This is a genomic window from Geobacillus sp. YHL, from assembly GCF_022341265.1.
In the GTDB taxonomy this organism is placed as follows: Bacteria; Bacillota; Bacilli; order Bacillales; family Anoxybacillaceae; genus Geobacillus; species Geobacillus thermoleovorans.
On record NZ_JAEIGB010000002.1, the window covers coordinates 127,162 to 151,530 of the forward strand.

A 24,369-nucleotide genomic window follows, 5' to 3' on the forward strand; every position below is an offset into this window, starting at 1 on the left:
CTAGCGGCGTTTTTCATGAAACAAGCCATCGTCTTTTATATATTATTTTATATATTAAAAAATAACTGAATTCTAAATCAATTGAAACATAAATTAATAGTGGCATACCTTGGACTGGTATAGCAACACAAATAAAAATAATAAAAGGTATCTTTTATTATTTACTATCAAATATAAATTTAGTATAATTCTAATGTACAAATCATTATCATTTTTGACTGGAAACAAAACAGTTAGAAATGGTAATGATTGAATTTCTATTTTTTGTTAATTAAGGGAAAGGAGAACAGGAGAATGGAAAATCAAAATCGTCAGAATGCAGCCCAATGTCCGTTTCACGGAAGCGTAACGAATCAGTCTTCGAATCGAACGACGAACAAAGACTGGTGGCCGAACCAGCTGAACTTAAGCATTCTCCATCAACATGACCGAAAAACGAATCCTCATGATGAAGAGTTCAACTATGCTGAGGAGTTTCAAAAACTAGACTATTGGGCGCTCAAAGAAGATTTGCGCAAACTGATGACGGAAAGCCAAGACTGGTGGCCGGCCGATTATGGCCATTACGGTCCGCTGTTCATCCGCATGGCGTGGCATTCGGCAGGGACGTACCGCATCGGCGACGGCCGCGGCGGCGGTTCGACCGGCACGCAGCGCTTTGCCCCGTTAAACAGCTGGCCGGATAACGCCAACTTGGATAAAGCGCGGCGGTTGTTATGGCCGATCAAAAAGAAATACGGGAACAAAATCTCTTGGGCCGATTTGTTCATTTTGGCGGGCAATGTCGCCATCGAATCGATGGGCGGCAAAACGATCGGCTTTGGCGGCGGCCGGGAAGATGTCTGGCATCCAGAAGAAGACATTTATTGGGGCGCGGAAAAAGAGTGGCTCGCTTCGGAACGCTACAGCGGGGATCGCGAACTTGAGAATCCGCTTGCTGCTGTGCAGATGGGTCTCATTTACGTCAACCCGGAAGGCCCTGACGGCAAGCCGGATCCGGTTGCTGCGGCGCGCGACATTCGCGAAACATTCCGCCGCATGGGAATGAACGACGAAGAAACCGTCGCCTTGATCGCCGGCGGCCACACATTCGGCAAGGCACACGGCGCAGGCTCTGCCTCGCACGTCGGGCCCGAACCGGAAGCCGCCCCGATTGAAGCGCAAGGATTGGGATGGATCAGCTCATACGGAAAAGGGAAAGGCCGCGACACGATTACGAGCGGCATCGAAGGCGCATGGACGCCGACGCCGACGCAGTGGGACAACAGTTATTTCCGATTGCTCTTCGAATATGAATGGAAGCTGACCAAGAGTCCCGCTGGGGCCTATCAATGGGAAGCGGTAAATCTGAGAGAAGAAGATTTAGCGCCTGATGCAGAAGACCCTAATGTCAAAGTGCCGCCGATGATGATGACGACAGATTTAGCGTTGCGTTTTGACCCGGAATATGAAAAAATCGCCCGCCGTTTCTATGAAAATCCTGAAGAGTTTGCGGATGCGTTCGCCCGTGCCTGGTTCAAACTGACGCATCGCGATATGGGGCCGAAAACGAGATACTTAGGTCCAGAAGTGCCGAAAGAAGACTTCATCTGGCAAGACCCGATTCCGACGGTCGACTATGAATTGAGCGATGCCGAAATCGAAGAAATCAAAGCGAAAATTTTGAACTCGGGCCTGACCGTCAGCGAACTCGTCAAAACCGCTTGGGCTTCAGCCAGCACGTTCCGCAACTCCGATAAACGGGGTGGAGCCAACGGCGCCCGCATCCGCCTTGCGCCGCAAAAAGATTGGGAAGTGAACGAACCGGAGCGGCTCGCTAAAGTGCTTTCCGTCTATGAAGACATCCAGCGCGAGCTGCCGAAGAAAGTCAGCATCGCCGATCTCATCGTTCTTGGCGGCAGCGCAGCGGTCGAAAAGGCGGCGCGCGACGCTGGTTTTGATGTCAAAGTGCCGTTTATTCCAGGACGGGGCGATGCGACGCAAGAGCAAACCGATGTCCAGAGCTTTGCGGTGCTCGAACCGTTCGCCGATGGCTTCCGCAACTATCAAAAGAAAGAGTACAGCGTCGGTCCGGAAGAGCTGCTCATCGACAAAGCGCAGCTTCTTGGATTGACCGCTCCAGAAATGACCGTGCTTGTCGGCGGCTTGCGGGTGTTGGGCGCCAACTACCGCGATCTGCCGCACGGCGTCTTCACCGACCGCATCGGGGTGCTGACGAACGACTTCTTTGTCAACTTGGTGGACATGAACTACGAATGGGTGCCGACTGAAGGCGGCATTTATGAAATCCGCGACCGGCAAACAGGCGAAGTGCGGTGGACGGCCACCCGGGTTGACCTTATTTTCGGAGCCAACTCGATCCTTCGTTCGTACGCCGAATTTTACGCCCAAGACGACAACCGCGAAAAATTCGTCCGCGACTTTATCAACGCATGGGTGAAAGTGATGAACGCCGACCGCTTTGACATTCATTTGAAACAAGCCAAAGAGTCGGTCACGGTTTAACCAGGCAAAAAAAGCAGCTTGTCCGTTTAAGGGGCAAGCTGTTTTTTTTATATTTCTTAGACTTGTTGTGGATCAAAAGGAAAAGATTCGTTGAAAGGAAACTATATAGATGCACATTGAAACATTAACGTCCGTATAAGTGGCTTCCACCCCGGTTATACTGCTCCTAGGTACTTCACGAAGAAAAGGAGCGGAAACGGAATGAAACGATTGAAAATCACCAATGACCATGGATGGACGCCACGAACCCTTCGAAAGGAAGAGAAAAAAATCAAAAACATTTCCCTGCGTCAACGCGTCATGGCCGTTCGCCTCGTCATGGAAGGGTATCTGGGGAAAGACGTCGCTTCCATGCTCAACCTGTGCCGCCAAAGCGTCGCATTTTATGTCTCCTTATTCAACGAAGGAGGGCTCGATCTCCTGCTCGATCGGAAATATCCGCCGGGTCGGGAGCCGTTTTTGACACTGGAACAGCAACAGGAACTGAAACAGACGATCTTGACCCACACCCCGGCCGAACTCGGTTGGGACATCGCTTCTTCTTGGAATACGCGGATTCTTCAGTCTTATATCCGCGAACACTACGAGGTGGACATGTCCCGGGAAGGAATTCGCAAACTTTTACATCGAATGAGATTGTCTTGGACTCGTCCCACCTATACCCTGGCCAAAGGCGATGCCGAACAACAGCAGGCGTTTGAAAAACAAATGGATCTCATTAAAAAAAACTGATCACTCCCGATACGATTCTTTTATATGCCGATGAAACTCATGTCCGGTCTTATCAAATCCTGCGGGCCACTTGGTCGGAGGCAGGCCGGCAAAAACAAGTGCCCACGTACGGCCATCATGCCCACGTTTCTGTATTTGGGGCGGTGAATGTGCTCAATGGGGACACCGTTCTTCATCGAGCAGTCGCTGCGAATGCGACGACGTTTTTGGATTTTTTAAAGATCTTGAAGAAACATTATGCGGTCATGCAGCAGACCATTGCCCGGTAACACCACCACACGTGAAACGCGTACACTGGGGATTTGATGATCCGGCAAAGGCAGAAGGAACGGAAGAAGAAAAATTAGCGGTATTCCGTCGTGTTCGCGATGAAATCGGTGCGCGCATTAAAAAATTTGCTGAAACAGGCGAGTAAGACAGAAAATCAGCCGAGAAGATTCTTCTCGGCTGATTTTATTTATAAAATTACTTCATACAAAACAAAGGGTGAGACATGTCGATGAATTTTCTTTATTTTTTTAAATAAAAAGTTGTAATTTGCAAATAATGTGATATAAATAATAATATAGAGGTGAAAAAAATGGAAAATGTTAGAGAGCTGTTTCAAGTGATGACACGTCGTTTCGGATTGCTAAATAAAAATTGTTGTTCTATTGATGCTGTAGACATTTCTCTCGTTCAAAGCCATATTCTTTATGAAATTGACAAAAGAGAATATCCTTCCATACAACAAGTGGCTGAAGCATTGGGAATGGATATTACAACGTTCAGCAGACAGATTCAAAATTTAGTGAAAAAGGGATTGGTAAAAAAAACGCCGCTTCCGGAAGATCGAAGGGTATACACGTTATCGTTAACCACTGAGGGAAAGTTTATAGCAACAACCATTGATCGAGAAATAAATCGGTATTTAGACGAGGTATTTTCACATATGACGGATTTTGAGAAAGAAACAGTGATTCGTTCAATTAAATTGTTAAATGAGTGCATGGCAAAATCGAGCATTTGTTGTAAACCGTTATTTTAAGGCAAGCGTATCTAGGCTTGCCTATTCGTTAAACCTATATTTGCATTTTACAAATAAAATAAGGAGAGATAACAAATGAGCATAGCGATTCTTCAGGATTTTCTTTCTATTGTGTTGGAATTAACTCTTTTGTTTTTTGCTATTTCGTTCGTCATTCACTTTTTAGAAGGATATATTCCTTATGATAAAATGCAAAGTTTGTTAACAAAGCGCCATCCGTTATTCGGAGCACTGATTGCTGTCGCGTTTGCCTTTGTGACACCGTTTTGCTCATGTTCTACGATCCCGGTTGTCGTATCGCTTTTAAACCAGAAGGTCCGTTTCGGTATTGTGATGATTTTTCTCTTTGCTTCTCCTGTGCTCGATCCAACCATATTGACACTCATGGCTGCAACACTCGGAGTAAAAGTAGCGATTTCTTATACCATTATCACCACCATTTTATCCATACTGATTGGTTTCACGCTTGAAAAATTCGGATTTGAAAATCAAGTGAAGCAAGTAATGGTGAAAGGAGAAGTAGAGATCGGAAAGAAACGAAACATGAGAGAAGCTTTACAGGAGACCTTTCACTTAATAAAAACGGTTTATCCATATTTGCTTTTGGGTGCAGGCATTGGAGCCATTATTCATGGTGCTGTACCGACAGAATGGATTTCAACCTATATGGGAGGTGATAAGTGGTGGCTTGTTCCGCTTGCAGCAATCATCGGAATTCCTTTGTATATCCGTCTTTCCACGATGATTCCCATTTCGCAAATGTTGATTGCAAAAGGCATGGCATTGGGACCTGTCATGGCGCTGATGATTAGCTCAGCAGGTGCAAGCTTACCGGAGATCACATTATTACACAGTATCTTTAAAAAGAAGCTGGTCTTTGCGTTTGTCGGTTCTGTCATGACAATGGCAACGTTATCAGGATTTTTGTTCTATATCATTTAAGGAGGGATTCTACATGAACATCTTGAAAATTATATTTGGTAATTCCAAAGAAAAGCAAGGTTGCTGCGATATTCAAATTGTGGAAGTAAAAGAAAGCGAAGATATTGCAAACAAAGCCACTATGGAACGTGAATGTTGCCCATCTACATCCAATCGTGAGTGTTGCTAATGTGACATGGAAAAGGCATTAGGCGATTCCTAGTGCCTTTTCTGTATGAAAATAAGGAGGGATTTTTCATATGAACATTCGCCGCTTTCGCAAAGAGGATTGGCTGCAAGTGAAGGAGATTTACGAGCAAGGAATTGCGACAGGACAAGCAACGTTTGAAACGACAGCACCATCGTTCGAAAAATGGGAATCGACCATTGCTGCAAATTTATGTTTAGTCGCTGAAGACGAAGAAGGTATTCAAGGCTGATGTAAGATAAGTAAAGTATCGGATCGCTGCGTGTATGAAGGGGTGGGAGAGGTTAGTGTGTATGTTCGAGATGTGAGCCGAGGAAAAGGAGTGGGAAAAAAACTTCTACAAGCCATAATCAAAGAATCAGAAGCAAAAGGATTTTGGACATTAACAGCAGGGATTTTCCCTGAAAACATACCAAGTTTACGTTTACATCAAAGTGTTGGATTTCGTAAAGTTGGTATCCGACAACGTATAGGAAAGTTAAATGGGGTATGGCGTGATGTTATATTGCTTGAACGTCGTAGTCAAATTGTAGGTATAGATTGATAATGACTTTTAGATGTGCAACGAGAAATTTTAAGAATAACCTAAAATAAGATAGGATGTGTCCAAAATTAGTGGGTCAAACAATAAGATGGAGCGGAAGAAGCCGCTCTTTTTTCCTTTTCCATACACATTTAGGGCTTGAATCTCATCGTGGAGAACAACAAATTAATCGTGGAGAACAACAAATTAATGGGACAACCATAGGATGAGGGGGGAGTAAGCGCTCTTTTTTTCTATATACGTATCGTGTTGTTAGATAAATCAATTTGTTCCCAAGTTAGTTCAACAATTTCAGATCTTCGTATATCCGTAGTGGCTAACAGTTTAAATAGAAGATGGTTTCGCATCGCCATTCGGCTATTGTCTTGCTCCAAAAAATGAAACAGTTTTCGTAGTTCAGACAAAGACATATAAGTCGGTAATTTGCTATCCGTTTTAGGAGTATCAATTCCGATCATAAAATCGCTGTTGATTAGATTTTCTTTGACACAGTATTTACTGAACGATTTTAAGCAAGAAATTCTCCGATAGATCGTTCTAGGCTTGACATTTTCTTTTGTAATCTGATGCTGGATGAAGCGACGAACATGCGTTTTTGTAATGTCATGAAGTTGTACAGAATAGCCGTGTTGAATTAAGAAGTTCTCGAAACATCTCAAATCATACGCATAACCATCAACGGTGTTAAGTGAATAGTTTTTTTCAATTTGCAAGTACAAAACAAATTCATCAACGGCTTGTCTAAACAAAACATGAAAAAAACACCTCCAGTTGATAATCAACGACCGATAATAAATCGGTAAAAAACAATGATAATTCGTTCAAAAAATGATAATTCGTAGACACAAAAAAATTATGAGGAACTTAGGTTAACAAGTTCCGGATAATTGATTTTATGGGCACTTGAGGGAAGAAAACCTCCATTTGTGCAGAAATTAGCTAGTAGACATAATATAAATTATAAGAAGTTACGAAAGAGTCTGTTTCGATAACAAGTAATCTCATAATAGTGAGACAAAACAAAAAAAAACGCCCATCGACACGCCCACCTAACATAAAATAAAAACGCGCAGCCTCTTGATTCTCATTCAAGAAGCTGCACGTTACCCACTGCGCGTCGGCAGCTGCAGGGACCGCATGATCTCATCCTTTCTCCTTTCGTTTAGGCAATATCCGTTTGACGATAGCGGACGCCTTTATACCGAACGCGAACTGGCACGCCTTTTTCTTGCTTATGTTTCACCAGAAGCCGTTGGGCTTTTGAAAAGGCTTCCATCATCCCAGATGCCGGAATGGCCTCTTCCCACACAATCGTTTTCCCTTGGACTGTGTAGAAGGAAAAGACATACTGTTTCACCGTCTTCACCTCCCTATTATTATTATAATCAAAGACTGTTTTTCCTAAACACAAAAACTGTTACAATTATGTTAACATTTTCTCTTCGGCGTTTCCGCAACAAATAAAGGTGTCCCAATCCTTCCTAAAAGAGATCGGAACACCTTTTTCTTTTTGCGCATATGTGGCTGTTGGACCTTGCGGGTTGTGATGACCTTGCCGGTTAGCGCCGCAATCCGATTTAGCACAGTTCAGTTTCTTAGAAAAAGAAAACCGGCATCATGATTCAATGCCGGTTTGTTGCTTATATTGTTTGACGGCCGCTTTATAGTCGGCTTGAATGGCATCTTTGTCTCGTCCGAGCCGAACGCTTAAAAAGTCGAGCACGGCTGCATCATGGGCAAGGCCAGCGGCAAACTGCCGCTTCAGCCAGCGTTCGCCGGCGATTTCCTCTGGGAACGTATGGGTCTCTCCCCCATCGGCATACACGTTCCAACCTTGAGCGGTTTTACGACTCAGCCACCATTGGCCATGGTGATTTGTCCAAAACACTCCTTCGGCCTCGTCTTTTTTGTTCAATTGGTTTTGTTCCGCATCACCGTATACCGGCAGAAGCGGGAACGTCTCGACGACAAACAGCGGAAATGTTGTATCATCGATCAAACAGCCGGACGCCTTGGGATGGCCGCCGCCACCGAATTGCAGGGCAAACTCAGCGACGTTGACGTCATCATGAATGGTGCGAAAGCCAATATGTTTCGTCCCCATGTTGACTAAAGCGATCAAGTCAAGATGAGGATAACGCTTGGATAACGCATTGCCCAATTCCGACAAATGGCGCTCGGCAAAGACGACGCCGATGCAATAGTCACCAAGCCAGCGCTGAACAAGCTGTTTTTGCTTTTGCCGAATGTAACGCTGAATTTTCTTCTCTTCCATATCGAGAAGCAGCTCTTCCGTCTCGGTCAAGGAGAACGGTTCTCTGGAGGCGAGCCGCTCGCTCATCGTCTCCCAAAAGCCGTCAAGCCCGAAAATCGTCAACAAATCATTCAGCCGCTTCGCTTGCAAATTCCCATTCTCTTCCCATTCCCACGTGTCGTATTGGCGGACGAGCTCGACGAACCCATCTAGCGTTTCATTAGGTGCGAGTTTTCCCTCGCGGACGAGATAGTCGTAAAAGAGCGAGGTGGCGCACGTCTTTTTGCCATCATCCCTCACCGGCACCACCTGTCCCCACGGGTAGTCATTGAAATGAAGCGCCGTCACGTGGTGGTCGATCACTTGCACATGGCCGCCGCGCGCCGCCCGTTCGGCGAGTTGCTGTTCCACTTCCTTGCCGACGGCCAAGTCGGTGATAAACAACATGGCGCCGTTGGCCTCGTCGCTTTGCAAGAATTGGACGACCCGTTCATCCAAATTGCGATAGGAACAAAACGAAATGTTCACCTCGGCAAACGCCAGCTTTGCGAGCAATCCGCAGCCGATGCCGTCTAGATCGCTGTCAGTGAATAATTTGATCATGGGGTCCCACCTTTTTGTCACAAACTTTTTTGCAACCACGTTTTCAAGAGCGGCAACAGCCGATCCGGCAACTCGCTCACATGCGGAACAAAGACGCGGAAGCGACCATAGATGTTTTCAATCGTCCGCCGCGTTGACTCATCGTCGGCCCCGTGGCCTAAAAAGAGATTGACGACCTCAATGCCGCGGCGGCGCGCTTCGGCGACTGCTTCGTGCGTATCGATGATGCCGTTTTGTTCATATCCGTACGCGGCGGGTTCGCCGTCAGAGAAGACGAGCAGCACTTTTTGTGCTTCCGGGCGCTTGAGGAGCTGTTCGGTCATCCAGCGAATCGCCAATCCATCGCGATTATCTTCATGCGGCTCGAGCTGCAGGATCGCCGGGCCGCTCGACGGCTCAAGCGAGCGATGGAATGAGACCGCCATCTGCAAATAGTTCGGCTGACGCGAAGCGGCTGCTTCGTTCGCATCTTCCCAAAATCCGACAATTTGGTGCGGCACGCGCAACGTTTTCAGCACCTCATGGCAAAGAACGAGCCCGGTTTTCGTCTCTTCCATTTTGTCATGCATCGAAGCCGAGCAATCGACAAGCAGGCCGAAGACTGCATCAAACCGCCGCGTCGGCTCGCCTTTTTTGTAAAACAAGCGCGGCCGCTCATCAGTGAAAAACGACACCAATTGTTTGCGCAGCCGACCGACGGGCAAGTTCGTGCGCCAAGCGGAACGCTTGTGTTCAAGCCATTGTTCCATGATGCGCACAAGCCGTTTTCGGTACGGCGCCACCGCCGCCTGTTTGGCGCGGTATTGCTCAAGATGCGCGAGGTTTGGCGACGAAGGAAGAAGCACAAGATCGGCTTGGCGGTTGGCCTCGCCATACGGCGCACTGTTTCCAGCCGGCGGCTGTTCGCTGAAGGATGCTTGCGCTTCCAGGCCATACTCGTTTCGCGCCGTCGGCCGAGACGTTCCTTTCACGACGGCCAGAGCCTGATCACCGTCTTCACCCGGCCTCGCCTCATCGCTGATGATCTCGGTGCGGCTGCCTCGTTCGAGCTCAAAGCGGAGAAAGCTTCCATCCGCCCGGCTCGTTTCCCGATGCCACGTTGGCAGCACTTGCCGCTTGGCCTCTCCATCCGCCTCTTGAAGGGTATCGCGGTTTTCCAATGGGTTGGTCCGTTTGAGATCTTGAAGCGTCATCGTGTTCTCGTCCGCATCATCCTCAACGATTGGCAGCGATGTATAGGCATTGACCATATCATGAGGCAGCACGTCCTCCATCAGTTCCACAACGGCGAACGCCCAGTCCGCCATCTCGGCTGTCGAGGAAGCATCAAAAAATTGCGGCCATAACGTTTCAAGGCGCGCCTGCACCGCTTCATCCGCCATCGGAGCCAGCGGCGCATCATCAAGCGGCGAATTGGCCGTGAGCCGCAAATACATCCCCGCCAAAAACTGATCAGCCCAAGCGCCGCGCGTCCTGTTTGCTTGCCATTGATGAGTGAAGTAGCGGCGGTACAAGCGGCGGCGCGTGCGGAACCATCGCTTCATCCCGGGACGTTCCCGCTCGCAGACGGCTTCCAAGCGAAGATCTTCAGCGAACGTAAACAGCTGTTTGGAAAGCTTGGAGAGCGGTCGGGATTCCACCGCATGTCGGAAGGCGCGAACCGCCAATCGGTCGGTGTGCCGATACGTGCCGATGATGCGCAAGCCGACGTCGCTTTTCATTGCCGTTTCCCGCTCCAATGGTGGATACCCATCCCAAAAATGGCTGACGTAAACGACCGGCTTGACACAATGCACGCCGGAATGGGCGGCGAACTGGATGGCAACGTCGCGGCGGCGCATGAGCGTTTGGGCGAGGTCAGAAAGCTGCATGACCAAACTCGAGTCGACCGTTCGGTCATTGAACATCATAAACCGCTCCATGCCGAGCCTCCTATTCGTCAAACCACGTTTCAGCGATGTTGCGCACTGCGGCCCGTTCCCGTTCATCGTCGAGCTTATCGACGATGCTTCGTTCAATGGCCCGCAATGGCGGCATGTACGCCGCCAAATCGCACGCATCCAACAAAGCGCGCACCGAAGCCGCTTCCTCGGCGATTTGTCCGTTTCGCACCTGCACAAGCAGATCAGCCGACAGGGCGACGAAACGATCGATCAACGTCTCATCCGTTAATGTAGTTTGCGCCAACAATACCGATTTTAATGTTTCTCCTTGCACATACGGCACATTGATGACGACAAACCGGTTTTTGAGCGCCTCATTGAGCGGTACGGTGCCAATATAGCCTTCATTGATCGCGGCGATGACGCCAAATGTCGGTTTCGCCTGCACGAGATCGCCGGTGAGCGGATTCGTGAGCCGCCGCCGGTAGTCAAGGACGCTGTTTAAAATCGGCAGCGTCTCTGGTTTCGCCATATTAATTTCGTCAATATATAGCAAATGCCCTTTTGTCATCGCCTGGATGACTGGTCCGGGCACGTACTCGATCACCGCCTGGCTGTTTTTGTGCACGATCGTCTTAAAACCGAGCAATGCTTCGGCGTCTAAGTCCACGGAACAGTTGATGCTGTGCATCGGTTGACCAAACAAAGCGGACAACGTTTCAGCAAGCCGCGTTTTTCCCGATCCGGTCGGGCCTTTTAAGAGCACGTTTTTCCCAAGCGCGAGCGCAATGGCGGCATCGTGCACGATCGCCTCATCTGCCGCCTTGTACCCGCCCGCTCCAATCAACGCGCGATCCGGATCGCGGCGGAACAGTTCTTTTCGCTTTTCCATTTCTTTCGTGACCGTCAACGGCCATGTTCCCATCTTCTGACTTCCTCTCTGTGGCGATCTTCCCCTCTCATTCTACTAGATCGCCCGGCGGGACGCAAAACAAAAGAACTAGACCATAAATATATTATGTAAATATAACAAAGAAAAAACGAGGCGCTCTCAACCGAAGTTGTCCTCAATCGCCTTGCGAATGAGCGCCGCGCACCGATCAAGCTCCGCTTTGAGCTGGCGTTTGTACAGCTTCGCCTTTTCCTGTCCGCCCTCGGCGAACCGATAGTAAACGACTTCTTGGTACTTCATTCCCTCTTTTTTCTGTTTCACTTGTTTTAAAATGCCGTCTTCGATCAAATCGTGCAGCGCCTTATACACTTCGGAGTGGTTCGGCCGGTAGCCGAACGGCTTGAACTCTTGGCGCAATACATCAAGCAGCTTCAGCCCGTAGAGCCGCTCCTGTTCGGTGAGCGTAATCAAATACAATTTTAAAAACGCACGTTGTTTTAACAGAAAACCGCTGGGCGTCCGTTTTTCTCCCATAGGCTTTTTCCCTCCTTCCCTGCGGATGAAATTTCGCTCTTTGGGCGGCCAAATCCTGCTTGTCTTCATTATACCATGCGGGAAAGGAAAAATCCTCTCCCGCTTGGGTTCAATAAAACACGATCGTTTTGTTTCCGTGGATGATGACCCGGTCTTCCAAATGCCACCGAAGCGCCCGGGCGAGCACCGTTTTTTCGATCAGTCGGCCGATCCGCTTTAAGTCGTCCGGATGGTGGCGGTGGTCCACGCGGGCGACGTCCTGCTCAATGATCGGCCCTTCATCCAAATCGTCGGTGACGTAGTGCGATGTGGCGCCGATCAATTTGACGCCGCGCTCATACGCCCGCTCATACGGACGCGCGCCAATAAAGGCGGGCAAAAATGAGTGGTGGATGTTGATGATCCGTCCCGGGAATTCAGCGACAAACGCCGGCGACAAAATTTGCATGTAGCGGGCAAGCACGATGGTGTCGATCTGATAGTCGCGAAGCAGACGGATTTGTTCGGCTTCGGCGTCCGCTTTCGTTTCTTTCGTCACCGGAATATGCACATAAGGGATGCCAAATGACTCGACCGTCTCGCGCAAGTCGGGGTGGTTGCTGATGACAAGGGCGATGTCGGCGATCAGCTCTCCCGCCTGCCATTGCCAAAGAAGTTCAAGCAGACAATGCTCGGCTTTGGAGACAAAAATCGCGATTCGCCGAATGTCGTTGTGCAGCCGAAGCTGCCAACGCATCTGAAATTCAGCAGCGATCGGGGCAAACGCCGCTTCGATCTCTTCTTTTCGCTCGGCGATGTTTGGACAGTCGAACTCCAAGCGGAGAAAAAACGTCCCTCCCTCAGGATCGGTCGAATATTGGCTCGATTCAACGATATTCGCCCCTTGTTCGTACAGAAACGACGTCACTGCCGCGACGATGCCCGGGCGATCTGGGCAGGAGATAAGGATTCGAGCGCGCTGCTCGTAACCTTGCAAAAATGATTGCCAGCGATGTTGGCGAAATGTCGTCATGCGTTGTCTCTCCCTTTTCTTGCTTTTCTTGCAATTCATCATACAAAAAATTCATGAACTTGCCAACAGGGAAGATAACAAAAGAGGGTGTCCCAAAAGGATCGGGACACCCTTTCTTATTACCGTATATAGGTATAAAACAATCATTAAGAAACAATATGTTGTGTTTTGTTAAGAAAAATGACCCTTTTGGGTCATCCCCCTGGCAAGCGAAAAACCTCTCTCAGTCTTTCGTCAAATCGCCGGCCGGGCCGAAAAATTCGTAATGGATGTGCTCCTCTGGCACACTCCATTGTTTTAGGGCACGATAGACGGTTTTCATAAACGGCATCGGGCCGCAGAAATAAAAGTCTGCGTCTTTCGTCGGGATCACGGATTGCATCCATGCGAGGTCGATCCGCCCTTCTTTGCCAAAATGTGGATGGCGGCGGTCCTCGTCGGATGGCGACTCGTAACAAATACGGTAAGAAAATGACGGGCGTTCCGCCAACATCCGAAGCTCCTTATCAAACGCGTGCACGCGGCCATTCAAAGCAGCATGCAAAAACGCCGCTGGGCGGGTCGGTTGGCGGATGGCCAACGTATGCGCCATGCTCAAAAGCGGAGTGATGCCGACGCCACCGCTGATGAACACAACCGGCGTCGTTTTGGACAAATCAAGCGTAAAATCGCCGGCTGGAGCGCTAAGCTCGAGCACGTCGCCCTCTTGGACATGATCATGCAAATAGTTGGAAACAATGCCGGCCGGCTTGTCCGCTGTAGCTGCTTCCCGTTTGACGCTGATGCGGTAATACCCTTTTCCAGGTGCATCCGATAAGCTGTATTGGCGAATATGCGTATACGTCTCGCCCGGAATCGACAGTTTGACGCTCACGTATTGACCCGGCAAATAATCACTGATGGCCTTGCCGTCTTCCGGCTCCAAATAAAACGAAGTAATGACGCCGCTTTCTTTCACCTTTTTCACGACGACAAATCGGCGAAAGTCACGCCAGCCTCCGTGTTTGGCCGCTGCCTCATCGTAGAGCTCTTTTTCCACTTGAATGAAAACGGACGCAATGGCTTCATATGCTTCCGCCCAAGCCGTGATCACTTCGTCGGTGGCGGCGTCGCCGAGCACGTCTTTGATCGCCAGCAACAAATGCTTTCCGACGATCGGGTATTGTTCTGGTTTGATTCCTAAGCTGCGGTGTTTATGGCCGATTTGCCGCACAACCGGCAAAATAGCATCAAGCTGGTCGATATAGCGCGCTGCCGCATACACGGCTGCGGCCAAGGCGCGTTGCTGCCGCCCTTGCTTTTGGTTGGCGTGGTTGAAAATATGGAGCAGTTCCGGATGATTGGAAAACATGAGTTCATAAAACCGCTTCGTAATTTGTTCGCCATGTGTTTCCAAGACAGGCACCGTTGATTTCACAATTTCAATCGTTTTTGGATGCAATTTCGTTGTCGTTGTCATGATTTCATCCCCTTGTAAAACATGTATTTTTAATACATCTTTTATTCAACCATGAGCACTGCGAAAAAACAATATTTCAAATACATCTTTAATAAATTGTTCACAATTCTCCGTTCGAATCAGGTGTGGTACAATGGGATCAAGAATGTCGCTTAAAGGTTGTGAATCACGATGCAGTTGACGAACTATACGGAATACGCCTTGCGCGTCCTCTTGTTTTTAGGCGCGCTTGATGAAGAAGAAAAAACGAACATCAAAGACATTGCCGCTGCCTTTTCCATTTCAGAGCATCATTTAAGCAAAATCGTCTATGAGCTTGGCAAACTCGGCTACATTGAAACGATCCGTGGGCGCAACGGTGGAATCCGCCTTGCGAAACGCCCCGCGGAGATTGTCATCGGCGCGGTTGTTCGCGAAACGGAGGAAAACTTGTCGCTTGTCGAGTGTTTTGCCGCCCACGGCAATGAGTGCGTCTTAACGCCGGTATGTCGGCTTCGCTTCGCACTTCACGAGGCGTTAGAGGCGTTTTTGCGTGTGCTGGATGCGTATACGCTCGCCGATTTGCTTGAAGACCGAGCGTCGCTTCGTTCTTTATTGAAAGAGCGGCGCGGTTGAGAAAACTTTCTGGCTATAAGCTGGAGAGTTTTTTGGCGTTTGGCAGGCACACGATCACTAAGCATCGCTCTACGGAAGGAAGACGCGGGATGATGCGAAACCGATGGCGGCCTTTGCGCGGGATGTGGCGGCAAGAACGATCATCAGTTGGAAAAACGAAACCAGTCGTCAAACATGGGCGGCGGGATGAATACGTCCGGCACCGGCCGATCACATCCCCTTTGTTTGCCACAAGACGAAGAATATATTAAGATTAGAAAGGTGTGAAAACATCTGCATGACTAAAGGAGGTCACAATGAAACACGAAGGAAGCGCTTTGCCACCTTACTTGCATATGGACAATGGAGAGCTTTGGCTCACCGAAGATGATCGCGACAACTTAAAAATCAGCTATCGAATCAAAGAGGTGATTTTTGCCGAGCCGTCCGAGTACCAGCATGTGATGATTTTGGATTCGTACGATTTTGGCCGCATGCTCGTACTCGATGGCGTCGTGCAAACGACCTCGATTGACGGCCATATTTATAACGAAATGATTTCGCACGTGCCGCTGCAGTTTCATCCGGAAGCGAAGCGGGTGCTCATCATCGGCGGCGGCGACTGCGGCGCAGCTCGTGAGACGGCGAAATACGCTCATCTTGAAGCCATCGATATGGTGGAAATCGACGAAAAAGTCGTCCGGGCGTGCAAAGAGCATTTGCCAGCCGTCTCCGGCAACTTATCGGATCAGCGCGTGCGGTTTGTTTATGATGATGGCGTCGTGTTTGTGCAAGAGAAAGAAAACGTCTACGACGTCATTATGATCGACTCGTCTGACCCAGTCGGCCCGGCGGAAGCCTTGTTTTCACCGGAGTTTTACGCCAACGTCCATCGCGCGTTGAAAGCAGACGGGCTGATGGTCTGCCAAAGCCAGTCGCCGATTTTCCACTTGGATATTTTGAAACGGACGTACCGCAATATTCGCGAACTGTTCCCGCATGTGCTTGTGTACACCGCGGTGGTGCCGACGTATCCAGGCGGACTGTGGAGCTTTACGATCGGCTCGAAACGGCCGCTCGATTTTCCGGCGCAGACAACCATTCCAAACGACACGAAATACGTCAATGATGCGGTCTTTCGTCAATGTTTCGCCTTGCCCGAGTTTTTGCGCTCGGCGCTTGAGGTGGAATAACGGCTTGGCATGGAAAAAGCTGTCCCCCACAAAGCAGGGACAGCTTTTTCGTGTTGCTTGAATCCGTTCTGTTTTATGGAGCAGGTGGGTTGTGAGACAATGCCCGCTTAGCAAGCCATTGAAGCGTCAAGTCGTCAGCAGGCGGGTTGTAGAGCCCAGCGCGGACGTCACGGTAATGCCGCTGAAGCGGATTGTCAGCAAACAAGCTTTGTCCGCCGACAATGCGCATCGCCCAATCGACGACTTCAAGCGCGGTATTGGTGGCGACCAATTTGGCTGTTGCCAACTCCTCTTTCATTTCCATCCGTTTTTCCGGATAGCGATCCCATAAATCGGCGACCGCGTACAGGAAATGGCGCGCATGGGTGAGGCGCCATTCCATTTCAGCGATTTTCCGCTGTACTTCGGGCGTCGAGGCGATTGGGTGAGGCAGGGTATTAGGCTGGTACGTCTTGGCAAAGCGAAGCGCCTCATTGCGCGCCGCAATGGCGATGCCTAAGTAACAAGCCGGCACGTGCAACAGCCATCCTTGCGCCGGAGCAGCTTCGTTCGCTTCTCCAAGCGTCTCTACGAGCGCCTCTTGGTCGACTTCGACTTCTTCAAGAACAAGATCATCGCTGCGCGTCGCCCGCATGCCAAGCGTGTTCCACGTCGGTTCGATGCGAATGCCTGAAGCAGACATCGGCACGAGAAATTCACCGACCCGACCGTCTTCCATCGTGGCGGAAATTAAGACGTAATCGAGCGCAGGGGCTAACGATGCAAATGTCTTTCGCCCCCGAAGCACAAAGCGGCCATGGCGAAAGACGGCCGTCGTTTCCGGTTTACCGCCGCGCGCCGGGCTGCCAGTTGTCCGTTCAGAGTGGGCGCTGTTGATGAGCACGTGGCGGCAAACGACTTCATTCGCCAAACGGGTGAGAACGGGCTCCGGCCAGCGGCGAAGCAAAAACAGCCGCATGAGAATGCTGGCGTGCCAACCAAACGACAATGCCGTTGCCCCAGAACCTTGGGCAATCGTCTCTTGCACGAGCACGAGCTCATAAAGCGACGCCCCTTGGCCGCCGTATTCAGTCGGGACGGTCAAGGAAAGGAATCCAGCCTCTTTTAAATCGGCAAAATCGGCAAATGGAAACGTTGCCTGTTCGTCATCATGCGCCGCCCTTTCCGCAAACCGTTCCGCAAGGCGACGCGCTTGGTTGTACAATTGTTGCTCCCGATCGGTCCGCACAAGCAAATGGTACAATTCGTTCATCGGTTCTCCCCTTCTTTTGGTCAAGATGCCTTTATTGTACCGAGTTCTGGCTAGGACTGAAAACAAAAACGCACGGGAAAATGACCGTCCTTGCTCTCGGAAGCTTAAAAGAGAAAGAAATGCCGAATGTACCGATCATCGTCACGGTGGACGAACTCATTTTTCCCAGCATCGTACTCGTATTCCTCCTGCCAGCGGCGGCCATAGCGGGCGATTTGACGGACGGCGCGGATGATCGCATACACTTCTTCGTTCGTCATCGTAGGATGGAGCGACAGACGCACCCATCCTGGTTTGGCGAGAGGATTGCCGTTTTTGACTTCTTGAAGCAACATAGCGGATTGTTCCTTGTCGATGCCAAGCAAATAGTGGCCGTATGGTCCGGCGCAGGAACAGCCGCCGCGCGCTTGAATGCCGAAGCGATCATTCAGCAGTTTGACAACAAGGTTGTAATGCAATCCATCTATGACAAATGAGATGATGCCAAGACGGTCGTCCCGATGTCCTTCAAGCACGCGAACGCCGGGAGTGCTTTTTAGCGCCGGCAAAAGAAGGGAAACAAGTTCCTTTTCGCGGGCGCGCATCTGTTTTACGTTCATTTGTTCTTTCAGCTGGATGGCCAACGCTGCCTTGATGGTTTGCCAAAACGGCGGTGTTCCGCCATCTTCGCGTTCCTCAATGGCTTGGATGTATTCATAGTTCCCCCACGGGTCAGTCCAGTACACCGTCCCGCCGCCGGGGTGATCCGGAGCGTGCTGATGATAAAGCCGGCTGTCAAAGATGAGCACGCCGGCGCTTCCCGGCCCCCCGAGAAACTTATGGGGGGAGAAATAAATGGCATCAAGCTGCTCCATTGGGTCGTCCGGATGCATATCGATGCGGACGTACGGAGCGGAAGCAGCAAAATCAACAAAGCAAAGGCCGCCATGCTCGTGCATGATTTTCGCCAGCTTATGATATGGGGTTTCCAACCCCGTGACGTTCGAGCAAGCAGTAAAGGCACCGATTTTTTGCGGTCGATCTCGGTAGCGCTCCAGCAGCTCGCGCAAATGGTCAAGATCGACATCCCCGTTTTCTGTCGGACGGACCGCCACGACTTCCGCGATGGTTTCCACCCATGGCAATAAATTTGAATGGTGCTCCATATGGGTGACAAAAACGACTGGCCGCTCCTCATCATGAAGGGACAAGCGGCGCTTCCACCGTTCCGGTACGCGCAAGCCAAGCAGACGCTGCAGCTTGTTGACGGCGCTTGTGGTCCCGGCGCCTTGCATGATCAAGACATCGTTTTTCCCGGCATGAACGTGCTGTTTGATGATTTCTTTTGCATAGCGATAGGCAAGCGTCGTTTTCGTTCCGGTCACATTCGATTCCGTATGCGTGTTGCCGACAAATGGACCGAGCTCATGCGTCAGCTTCTCTTCAATCGGCCGGTACAGCCGCCCGCTTGCCGTCCAGTCGGCGTAAATAAGCCGCTGTTTGCCAAACGGCGTAGAAAACGGATGAAAGCGGCCGATCGTTCCATCGCGAAACGGCTGAAAATACGTCTCAAGCTCCCCGCGGCATGTATACACCGCATTGCCGATCACAGCGTGAATGGCCATGTTGATTCCCCCTTTCCGCCATTTCGTCTATTTACAAAGTATGTCGCCTTCGGTGGTTCGGTCCAAAAAACGTGGGAAAGTTGAAAATGAAAAATCCGCCGTACAGGCGGATGGTATTCACTCCCTTTTTTTGCACGATAACGGCGAAATCGTTTCCCCCACGGACGGCACAAGGTATTCGGCAAGCATGGTCCGCAAGTCATCAGGCAACGGTTCGCTCGTTTGGGTTTGGAAATTGAAATGGACGACCGCTGCCTCTCCGATGGCGATCAGTCTTCCTGTTTCCTCTTCCATGATGCGATGAATGCATTGAAAGCTTTTATTGCCGATCCGGGAGACATTGGTTTCCACGCGCAATCGTCGTCCGAAGAATCCTTGGTTGATAAAATCGCACTTGGTGGAAGCTAAAATAAAATGCCAGTCCTCCGTTCGCCCGACGTAACGCAATTCATCAAACAGGCGGGTGCGCGCTTCTTCTAAATAAATAAAATAGCTAATGTTGCTTAAATGTCCGAGCGCATCAGTTTCACAAAAGCGTGGGTTGACGGTAATGATGTGCGTCTTCATTTCTCCCTCTTCCTTTCTTGCCTTTTTTTTGCCCCTTTCGCCCACAATATTCGTTTGGGTGAGCATGGGGCGTGACTGAGTTCGATTTGTAGCTACCAACTAGTCAGTATGTTGTTTTTATCATACTCCGGTTGATTTAGATATGCAATTGTTTTGTTTTGGATTATTGATTATTTAGAACATTGTTTGTGATATAAAATGTTGTGACGAATCCAGTACGTCGCCGCGAAAGGATGAAAATCTCCTTCAATTAAGTTGAATTTTTGGTTTACACTTCGCCGATTGCCTAACACATTAGATTGCATCCGCATGTATCGAAGTGCAAATGGTAACGAACAAATTGGAAATTCTTTATTGGAACCTATATAGTTTTGACATTTTCAGGGTAGATAAAAAAAGCCCGGCGAGGGCAGACGGGGCGTCTGCGGTCAACCGGCCCAAAGCGGCAAAAGAACGTATCCAAAGAGCGACACGCCGGCGCAAAGGAGAGAGATGCGCAGTTTATATTTCGCATAGCTCATCAAGTCCATATCCATAATGGCTGCGGTTGTAATCGTCGTATCGCCAAGCGGCGAAGCAAAGGCGCCAAACGTCCCGCTCGCAAACACAGCGCCGACTGTCACCTCGAGCGGCGCCCCGGTCGCATGGGAAAGCGTGACGCCAAGCGGCATCAAAATGCCCCACGTTCCCCATGAAGAACCGATAAAGTATGATAAAAACGATCCGACCAAAAACACGGCCGCTGGCACGAATGCCCCCGGCAGCCATGTGCCGAACGTCGACGACACGTACTCCGCAAATCCGAGTTCCCCCGCCACCGCCGAGACCGCCCATACGAGAACGAGCATGCCGATCGGCGCCATCATTTCGTTACCCCCAGCAAAAAAATGGTACGTCAGCTCTGAAAGTGATTGTCGGCGCCATAAATAAAACGCCATCGACAAAAGGATGGTCACAAACAACGCCAACAGCATCGCCCATGTCGCATCGGCCGCGGAAAACGCCTCCCACCAATTCTCTGCCCCGCGTTTCCTCCCGTCGTACACGAAAAAGGCAAACGTCAGCGCGATTAACAGCGCCAGCGGGACAAACAAGTGCAACGGCTCCCCGTTGATCAGCGCCAGCTCCTTGCGCAATCCGAGCCCGTGCAGTGTATTCGTTTCCCCTTCTCCTTTTTTCGCCCGCGGTTTGCCGATCCGGATGTTCAACATCGTCGTCAACACCCCGACGGCCAGAGCGACAATCGCAAACAAGTTGTACGGCAGGCTGCGCAAAAACACGTCATACGGCGATTCGTGAATGTCGTTTTGCTCAAGCGCCGCGGCGACAACAGAAGTCATAAAGCCGACGAACGCTGTCGCCGCTGGCAAAAGCACGATGATCGGCTCGGTCGAGACGTCGATCATGTACGCCATGCGGCGGCGGTCGATGCGAAACTGGCGAAGGACCGCTTTCATCACTGGTCCAAGGAGCATAATGCGAAACATCGGCATAAAAAACGTCACCGGCACCGTCAGCCAAACGAACAACAAAATCCCCCGCTTCGAGCGGATGCGTCCGGAGAGTCTCTCGACAAACCCTTTGATCCCGCCGGTAATTTGCATCATGCCGACAAGCGAACCGAACAAATACAAAAACGCGGCCACCTTCATATGCTCCGGATCGGTCAGGGCGTGAAGAACAGCGGAAACAGCGCGCTCAATCGCGCCGACAGCCGACCACTCAAGGCAAAACGCTCCGACGAGCAATCCGGCCACGAGGCCGGGCAAAATTTCTTTCAGCCATACCGCCAACGGAATGATGAGCAGAAAAGGCAACAGCGACCACCATGTTCCTTCCACGTCGGCGCCTCCTTTGCGATGATGTTGTTACCAAGAAGGATAGCCATAATGCAGTTTTTTTATGATTTTCATTGAAGATTTAGAACATAGTTTTATTTATAAAATTTATGTTGCCCGCGCAAACAAAAAAAGCCGCGCTGCAGTTTGCAGCGTGGCCCACACTTCCATCCGCCCCGGGCTGGCTCCCAAACAACCTGGGGCACAGAAGGCGTTGTCATTTCCGGCGCGCAAAATCGACAAATCGGAACTTGTCGAGCCGGTGACGCGATTCCGTGTATTGAAACAATGCAGCATCGCTTAAATACACGTAGTTTTTGACGACAACGACGCGGTCATCGCCATGCAAATCCAAATAGCGCCGGTCTTCGTCCGTCGCTTCGTCGACCGATATTTCTTTTTTCGCAAAGCTGATCGGCAAATGCAGCTTCGTTTCCAAGTATTCATAGATCGAGTCTTCACAAATCTCTTTCGTCAATAGCGGCACATGCTTTTTCAGAAAAAAGTCTTTATCCAAAATAATCCGCTCTCCGCCGATTTCACGGACGCGCACGACTTTCCAGACTTCGTCTTTGCTTGAGGCGCGCAGATGCTGCCTGAGCTCGCGATCCGGCTTGATGATCGCCAGTTCATGCACGATCGTCCGCACCGGCTGCTTCATCGTCTGCGCCAGTTCTTTAAAGCTGACCAATCCGGATACGGGAAAGTCATATTTGCCGACGTCAAGGACGATAGATCCTTTTCCTTTCATTTTTTGGATATAGCCGTGCTCGGACAACAAATGGAGCGCTTTGCGAATCGTCTCGCGCGATGTCTCATATCGGGCGGCCAGCTCGTGTTCCGATGGCAGCTTGTCGTACGCCTTCCATTCTCCGCGGCGGATGCGGGAAATGAGGTCATGGTAAATGGTTAAATATTTGTTTTCATGCATAAGAATCACCGCTTGTATTGTATCACGGCCGGCGCAAAAGATAAACAACCGATTCGTATGGGCGCAGCTGCATGCGGCGAAAATCGGCCGGCGCGTCCGAATAATTGGCAAGCAGCAGTTCTCCCGTATAGCCATCGGCTCCCGCTTCTTTCGGCAGCGTGAACGTCGTTTCGACTGGATAAAAATTGTTGACAACAAGCAGCTTTTCTCCATCGCCATGACGCATATAGGCGAAAATATGCGGATCGTCCGCAAGCAACAGCTCATAGCGCCCGGTCGTAATGAGATCATACTGTTTGCGCAGCTCAATCAGCCGCTTATAATGGTAGAAAATCGAGTCGCGGTCGGCGAGCGCCTGTTTCACGTTAATGCGCCGGTAGTTGTCGGCGACGCGAATCCACGGCGTCCCAGACGTGAAACCGGCATGCGGGCTGTCGTCCCATTGCATCGGCGTGCGGGAATTGTCGCGCGATTTTCGCTGCAAAATTTCCATCACTTCTTGCTCGCTTTTGCCTTGTTCTCGCAAAATCCGGTACATGTTGAGCGACTCAACGTCGCGGTAGTCGCGAATATCGGTGAATTTCGGGTCGGTCATGCCGATTTCTTCGCCTTGGTAAATGTATGGTGTCCCTTGCATTAAATGGATCGTCGTCGCCAACATTTTGGCTGATTCTTTCCAATACGTCCCGTCATCGCCATAGCGCGACACGATGCGCGGCTGATCGTGGTTGCACCAAAAGAGCGCATTCCAGCCCCCGCCTTCATACATCCGGACTTGCCATTCGGACAAAATGCGTTTTAAGGCAAGGAAATCAAATGGGGCGACCGCCCATTTTTCCCCATTCGGGTAATCGACCTTCAAGTGATGGAAGTTAAACGTCATATTGAGCTCGTGGTTTTCCGGGTTCGTGTAGCGGATGCAATGATCGATCGTCGTCGACGACATTTCCCCCACTGTCATGATGTCGTATTTTGAAAACACCTCTCGATTCATTTCCTGCAAAAACTCATGAATGCGCGGTCCGTCCGTATAAAAGCGGCGCCCGTCCCCCGGCGGCACCGAACCGTCGTCATCCGGGAAGCGCTGATCTTTTGACAACAAGTTGATGACGTCAAGCCGAAAGCCGTCCACTCCTTTTTGGAGCCAAAAATGCATCATGTCATAAATGCGGCGGCGCAGCTCTTCGTTTTCCCAGTTCAAGTCCGCTTGTGTCACATCGAACAAATGCAAGTAATATTGGCCGGTTTGTTCGTCGTATTCCCACGCCGAGCCGCCGAATTTCGATTGCCAGTTGTTCGGCGCTCCGCCGTCCGGCTTCGGGTCGCGCCAAATGTAAAACGAGCGGTATGGGTTCGTTTTCGAGGAGCGCGCCTGCTTAAACCATTCATGGTCGGTTGAGGTATGGTTGACGACCATGTCCATCACCAGCTTCATGCCGCGCGCATGCACTTCGTGAAGCAGACGGTCAAAATCGTCCATCGTTCCGTATTCGTGATGGATGCGGAAATAATCGCTGATGTCATAACCGTTGTCGCGCTGCGGCGACGCGTAGATCGGCGTCAGCCAAATGACATCGACGCCCAGTTCTTGTAGATAATCGAGCTTCTCGATCACGCCCGGCAAATCGCCAATGCCGTCTCCATTCGTGTCGTAGAAGCTTTTCGGATAAATTTGATAAACGACCGCTTTTTTCCACCAAGGGGTTGCTCGCATCTCTCTTCACCTCGTTCGTCAGGATAAAAACATACCATTGGCATCGGCGGCCAATGGTATGGTGGTAAATGGATGATTTCGCACATCGTTCTCTTGCGTCAA

At 50.2% G+C, this 24,369-nt stretch carries 22 protein-coding genes and 2 pseudogenes; 10 read left to right on the plus strand and 14 right to left on the minus strand.

Features of this window, described 5'->3' with window-relative positions; genetic code table 11:
* The first annotated feature begins 294 nt into the window (after positions 1-294).
* The 8 genes and pseudogenes from katG (at position 295) to JCR24_RS03165 (ending at position 5,937) form a co-directional block, all read left to right on the plus strand.
* Positions 295-2,505: a catalase/peroxidase HPI gene (katG, locus tag JCR24_RS03130; RefSeq protein ID WP_238980068.1), complete on the plus strand. Its 2,211-nt coding sequence runs from the start codon at positions 295-297 to the stop codon at positions 2,503-2,505.
* Between the two features lie 201 nt (positions 2,506-2,706).
* On the plus strand, positions 2,707-3,237 hold the full coding sequence (locus tag JCR24_RS03135; RefSeq protein WP_015375203.1) for a helix-turn-helix domain-containing protein: 531 nt from the start codon (positions 2,707-2,709) through the stop codon (positions 3,235-3,237).
* A 59-nt stretch (positions 3,238-3,296) separates the two neighbouring features.
* Positions 3,297-3,506, plus strand: a complete 210-nt coding sequence (locus tag JCR24_RS03140; protein ID WP_238980148.1) for a hypothetical protein — start codon at positions 3,297-3,299, stop codon at positions 3,504-3,506.
* Positions 3,458-3,652: pseudogene (locus tag JCR24_RS03145) on the plus strand (low molecular weight phosphatase family protein); the annotation flags it as partial. The gene JCR24_RS03140 and the pseudogene JCR24_RS03145, both read left to right, overlap by 49 nt.
* A 165-nt stretch (positions 3,653-3,817) precedes the next feature.
* Positions 3,818-4,264, plus strand: a complete 447-nt coding sequence (locus JCR24_RS03150) for a MarR family winged helix-turn-helix transcriptional regulator (protein WP_238980069.1) — start codon at positions 3,818-3,820, stop codon at positions 4,262-4,264.
* A 75-nt stretch (positions 4,265-4,339) separates the two neighbouring features.
* Positions 4,340-5,206, plus strand: coding sequence for a permease (locus JCR24_RS03155; protein WP_061579765.1), 867 nt, complete (start codon positions 4,340-4,342; stop codon positions 5,204-5,206).
* 13 nt (positions 5,207-5,219) lie between these two features.
* Positions 5,220-5,375, plus strand: coding sequence for a hypothetical protein (locus JCR24_RS03160; protein WP_157806981.1), 156 nt, complete (start codon positions 5,220-5,222; stop codon positions 5,373-5,375).
* 70 nt (positions 5,376-5,445) lie between these two features.
* Positions 5,446-5,937 (plus strand): annotated as a pseudogene (locus JCR24_RS03165) (GNAT family N-acetyltransferase).
* Between the two features lie 233 nt (positions 5,938-6,170).
* Here JCR24_RS03165 and JCR24_RS03170 read toward each other — a convergent pair.
* From JCR24_RS03170 to hmpA, 8 genes are all read right to left on the minus strand, one after another.
* Complete coding sequence (locus JCR24_RS03170; RefSeq protein WP_370643294.1) at positions 6,171-6,719, minus strand: tyrosine-type recombinase/integrase; 549 nt, start codon at positions 6,717-6,719, stop codon at positions 6,171-6,173.
* Positions 6,720-7,099: 380 nt separating this feature from the next.
* Positions 7,100-7,294, minus strand: coding sequence for a hypothetical protein (locus JCR24_RS03175; protein WP_011231223.1), 195 nt, complete (start codon positions 7,292-7,294; stop codon positions 7,100-7,102).
* Between the two features lie 258 nt (positions 7,295-7,552).
* Positions 7,553-8,794 carry a DHH family phosphoesterase gene (locus JCR24_RS03180; protein ID WP_020279471.1) on the minus strand — a complete coding sequence of 414 codons (1,242 nt, stop codon included), beginning with the start codon at positions 8,792-8,794 and terminating at the stop codon, positions 7,553-7,555.
* 17 nt (positions 8,795-8,811) lie between these two features.
* Entirely contained in the window at positions 8,812-10,716 is a 1,905-nt protein-coding gene (locus JCR24_RS03185) for a nitric oxide reductase activation protein NorD (protein WP_238980070.1), read from the minus strand.
* Between the two features lie 10 nt (positions 10,717-10,726).
* Positions 10,727-11,569 carry an ATP-binding protein gene (locus JCR24_RS03190; RefSeq protein ID WP_369792898.1) on the minus strand — a complete coding sequence of 281 codons (843 nt, stop codon included), beginning with the start codon at positions 11,567-11,569 and terminating at the stop codon, positions 10,727-10,729.
* 159 nt (positions 11,570-11,728) lie between these two features.
* Positions 11,729-12,103, minus strand: coding sequence for a replication termination protein (locus tag JCR24_RS03195; protein ID WP_011231227.1), 375 nt, complete (start codon positions 12,101-12,103; stop codon positions 11,729-11,731).
* A gap of 109 nt (positions 12,104-12,212) precedes the next feature.
* Positions 12,213-13,115 carry a formyltetrahydrofolate deformylase gene (gene purU, locus JCR24_RS03200; RefSeq protein ID WP_013523764.1) on the minus strand — a complete coding sequence of 301 codons (903 nt, stop codon included), beginning with the start codon at positions 13,113-13,115 and terminating at the stop codon, positions 12,213-12,215.
* Positions 13,116-13,338: 223 nt separating this feature from the next.
* A complete protein-coding gene (gene hmpA / locus JCR24_RS03205; RefSeq protein WP_011231229.1) occupies positions 13,339-14,574 on the minus strand; it encodes an NO-inducible flavohemoprotein in 1,236 nt (411 codons plus the stop codon).
* A gap of 171 nt (positions 14,575-14,745) precedes the next feature.
* On the opposite strand from hmpA, the gene nsrR reads away from it, so the two are divergent.
* Positions 14,746-15,189 (plus strand): nitric oxide-sensing transcriptional repressor NsrR, encoded by a 444-nt coding sequence (nsrR, locus tag JCR24_RS03210; RefSeq protein WP_011231230.1) that lies wholly within the window; start codon positions 14,746-14,748, stop codon positions 15,187-15,189.
* Between the two features lie 296 nt (positions 15,190-15,485).
* Complete coding sequence (gene speE / locus JCR24_RS03215) at positions 15,486-16,361, plus strand: polyamine aminopropyltransferase (protein WP_238980071.1); 876 nt, start codon at positions 15,486-15,488, stop codon at positions 16,359-16,361.
* A 73-nt stretch (positions 16,362-16,434) separates the two neighbouring features.
* Here the strand turns inward: speE and JCR24_RS03220 are convergent, their stop codons facing one another.
* The 6 genes from JCR24_RS03220 to treC form a co-directional block, all read right to left on the minus strand.
* Positions 16,435-17,613, minus strand: a complete 1,179-nt coding sequence (locus JCR24_RS03220; protein ID WP_015374871.1) for an acyl-CoA dehydrogenase family protein — start codon at positions 17,611-17,613, stop codon at positions 16,435-16,437.
* 104 nt (positions 17,614-17,717) lie between these two features.
* Complete coding sequence (locus JCR24_RS03225; protein WP_015374872.1) at positions 17,718-19,217, minus strand: aminotransferase class V-fold PLP-dependent enzyme; 1,500 nt, start codon at positions 19,215-19,217, stop codon at positions 17,718-17,720.
* A gap of 117 nt (positions 19,218-19,334) precedes the next feature.
* On the minus strand, positions 19,335-19,784 hold the full coding sequence (locus JCR24_RS03230; RefSeq protein WP_015374873.1) for an acyl-CoA thioesterase: 450 nt from the start codon (positions 19,782-19,784) through the stop codon (positions 19,335-19,337).
* Positions 19,785-20,212: 428 nt separating this feature from the next.
* Entirely contained in the window at positions 20,213-21,625 is a 1,413-nt protein-coding gene (locus JCR24_RS03235) for a Na+/H+ antiporter NhaC family protein (RefSeq protein ID WP_020755386.1), read from the minus strand.
* A 214-nt stretch (positions 21,626-21,839) separates the two neighbouring features.
* Complete coding sequence (gene treR, locus JCR24_RS03240) at positions 21,840-22,553, minus strand: trehalose operon repressor (protein ID WP_013523771.1); 714 nt, start codon at positions 22,551-22,553, stop codon at positions 21,840-21,842.
* A 22-nt stretch (positions 22,554-22,575) separates the two neighbouring features.
* Positions 22,576-24,267 (minus strand): alpha,alpha-phosphotrehalase, encoded by a 1,692-nt coding sequence (gene treC, locus JCR24_RS03245; protein ID WP_129447578.1) that lies wholly within the window; start codon positions 24,265-24,267, stop codon positions 22,576-22,578.
* Between the last annotated feature and the right edge of the window lie 102 nt (positions 24,268-24,369).